Origin of the sequence: Mycobacterium sp. E136 (assembly GCF_001666865.1) — a bacterium.
In the GTDB taxonomy this organism is placed as follows: Bacteria; Actinomycetota; Actinomycetes; order Mycobacteriales; family Mycobacteriaceae; genus Mycobacterium.
In genome coordinates, this window is record NZ_LZJE01000371.1 from 1 (window position 1) to 2,683 (window position 2,683).

The 2,683-nt window shown below is 64.2% G+C and carries 4 protein-coding genes; 1 reads left to right on the plus strand and 3 read right to left on the minus strand.

Annotation, left to right across the window (positions count from 1 at the left end):
• Window positions 1-684: thermonuclease family protein (locus A5698_RS25345; protein WP_068302656.1), on the minus strand; the 684-nt coding region annotated here is incomplete at its 3' end.
• Window positions 685-761: 77 nt separating this feature from the next.
• Window positions 762-959: an excalibur calcium-binding domain-containing protein gene (locus A5698_RS25350; RefSeq protein WP_067085898.1), complete on the minus strand. Its 198-nt coding sequence runs from the start codon at window positions 957-959 to the stop codon at window positions 762-764.
• A gap of 334 nt (window positions 960-1,293) precedes the next feature.
• On the opposite strand from A5698_RS25350, the gene A5698_RS30070 reads away from it, so the two are divergent.
• Complete coding sequence (locus A5698_RS30070) at window positions 1,294-1,557, plus strand: CDGP domain-containing protein (RefSeq protein WP_502686726.1); 264 nt, start codon at window positions 1,294-1,296, stop codon at window positions 1,555-1,557.
• A gap of 293 nt (window positions 1,558-1,850) precedes the next feature.
• Here the strand turns inward: A5698_RS30070 and A5698_RS25355 are convergent.
• On the minus strand, window positions 1,851-2,683 hold an 833-nt coding region (locus A5698_RS25355; protein ID WP_068302658.1), incomplete at its 5' end, for a cytochrome P450.

The following is a 2,683-nucleotide window of genomic DNA, read 5'->3' on the forward strand; positions in this document are numbered from 1 at the left end:
GGTGCCGTCGCCGTCTCGGTCGAGCCCTTTGCGATAACCCGGCTCGCCGACCTGAATTGGGGCGGCCCCGGCGGCGCGTGCTGCATCGCAATTCTTGTAGTAGACGCTCGCGGGCGACGCCGGCGCCGAAGGTACCGGGGGAGGCGGGGCGAGCGACGGCGATGGAACAGTCGCCGCCGACCCGCTCGTGACTGTTGCCGGTCTGGAAGCCGTATCGCCATTGCACGGTGGGCCCCAGAGCCCACGCTTTGCCTCCTTGGCCTCCCGCTCGGCCGCCGCTATTGCGGCGTAGCGGCTCACGGGCACACCGCCATATACATAGCTGCGTGCCGCGCCAGCGCGGGCCGCCTCGACCGAGTAGTCCCAATCATCAGCTCGGACAAGGTATGCCAGGGTACGGCCGTAATGGTCGGTGCGGTCTTGCGTGGAATCAGGGACCAGAGCCACTCGCTGCCCGACCATCGTCGTACGCGCGAACTCCGTTGCCTCAGGCCCCCAGCAGCCGACGGTGTAGCCGGGCTTCTTCGTTTCCGGGGTATCAATCCCGAGAAGTCGCACGCGGAGCCGGCCCCTGACGTCGTCGCGAATGTCGATGGTGTCACCGTCGACCACGTTCAACACCACAGCCGTTGCGGTGACGGTGTCAGCGACCGCCATAGGCGAAGAGAGCACCGCCACGCCCACGCCGGCCGTCGTAGTAGCGACCAGTAGAGCTTGGCCGAAGCAGAGCCCAGCGGCGAACCGACCGATGAGTCGCGAAGTTACGACTCGCATGCAATGCCGTCATGGTCGCGGTCGCCGCCATCCCAGTAATCGGGATCGCCCTGCGGAATGTCGTAACGACCGTCGGCGTGCGCGGCGCTGCAGTTCGCGTACGGCCCATCTGCAAGAGCAGCGGGCGCCAGGCCGATAGCAGGCACCATGACGACGAAAACGGCCACGACGAAGGTCTTGATCATGCGTGTATCCCCCACGTTTTGAAATGGATTGATGTGAGATGACCCGGCCCCCGCCACGGGTTCACCTTGCTTGAAGGTTAGAGAGAATCCACAGCAAAGGAATCAGGGATTTCCCTACATTCGAGTTTGCTGAGGTGTGTCGCCCACGGCGGCTAGTAACGATCATGAGCAGGCCAACGACAGCTATTGCGGCTCAAGCAGAAAGGCCGCATCACGGCCGGCCGTTCACGCGTTGACGCGCGTCGTCACGGAACCGAATTACTTCACCCAGACGAGGGGCCAACCGTATGAAGAACAGCGCTCTACTGGTCGGTCTGGGCCTCGCCGCAGCGGCATGGCGGTTGCTTCCAATTCCGGCGATCCGGGAGGAACCAACTGTGAGACCAGTTTTCTTGGTGCGCTGTACTGCGACGGCCCGGTGCAGCCTGATGGCACTTGGACACGTTGTGTCGATGTCGCATCGCAACCCGTCTTCGGCGGCCCTCAAGGGCAGTTGAACGGCGTGACGTCGCCATTCCATCAGTGCTACCGATACGACCCGGCGAACCCGCCGGTCAAATTGGGGCAGCCAGACCACCACATAGGGGATGGGCTGTAATCACGCCAGTTGCCGGGCTGAACTCCCGCTTGCGGAAGCACCGAGAAGAGGGGCCCGGACGGGACGGACTGCAGGCAAAGCTTGCCCCCGATGGACATCCCACAGTCCGGTCTTGCGAGCAAGACCCGGCTTGGTAGACGATCCCGTCCGGGTAGAACCTCGACACCCGCTTCCTTCAGGTGCCGAAATGAAATTACCGGCGCCGAACGACATTGCGCGTCCACCGATCGGACGCTTCTGCGGAGGACGGTGGTGTCCGCCGATCGGGGGAACACGTCAGGCGGAGGACTCCGTCACTGTCCGCCGGTACCCGCGCCGACGTAATCGACCTGCCAGTGTTTGATGCCGTTGAGCCAACCCGACCGCAGTCGCTCGGGCGGAGCCAGCGGCCTCAGGTTGGGCATCTCGTCGGCGATCGCGTTGAAGATGAGGTCGATCGTCATCCGGGCCAGGTTCGCGCCGATGCAGTAGTGCGCACCCGTACCGCCGAATCCGACGTGCGGGTTGGGATCTCGCAGGATGTTGAACGTGAAGGGGTCCTCGAAGACCTCTTCGTCGAAGTTGGCCGACCGATAGAACATGACGACACGGTCGCCCTTCTTGATCTGCACCCCGGACAGTTCGGTGTCCTCGAGCGCGGTGCGCTGGAAGGACGTCACCGGCGTGGCCCAGCGCACGATCTCGTCGGCGGCCGTGGCGGGGCGTTCCTTCTTGAAGAGCTCCCACTGGTCGGGGAAGTCAGTGAACGCCATCATGCCCTGGGTGATCGAGTTGCGCGTCGTCTCGTTGCCGGCGACGGCGAGAAGGATGACGAAGAAGCCGAACTCGTCGTCGGTGAGCTTGTGCCCCTCGACGTCGGCCTGCACGAGTTTGGTCACCAGATCGTCGCCCGGGTTCTTGCTGCGCTCCGCGGCCATCTGCATGCCGTACATGATCAGCTCGACCGAGGCGGCGGTCGGGTCGTTGCGGGCGTACTCCGGATCCTGGTCGCCCACCATCTGATTCGACCAGTGGAACAACCTCATCCGGTCCTCCTGCGGAACGCCCATCAACCCGGCGATCGCCTGCAGGGGAAGCTCGCACGAGACCTGCTCGACGAAATCGCCGGAACCCTCTGCGGCGGCCG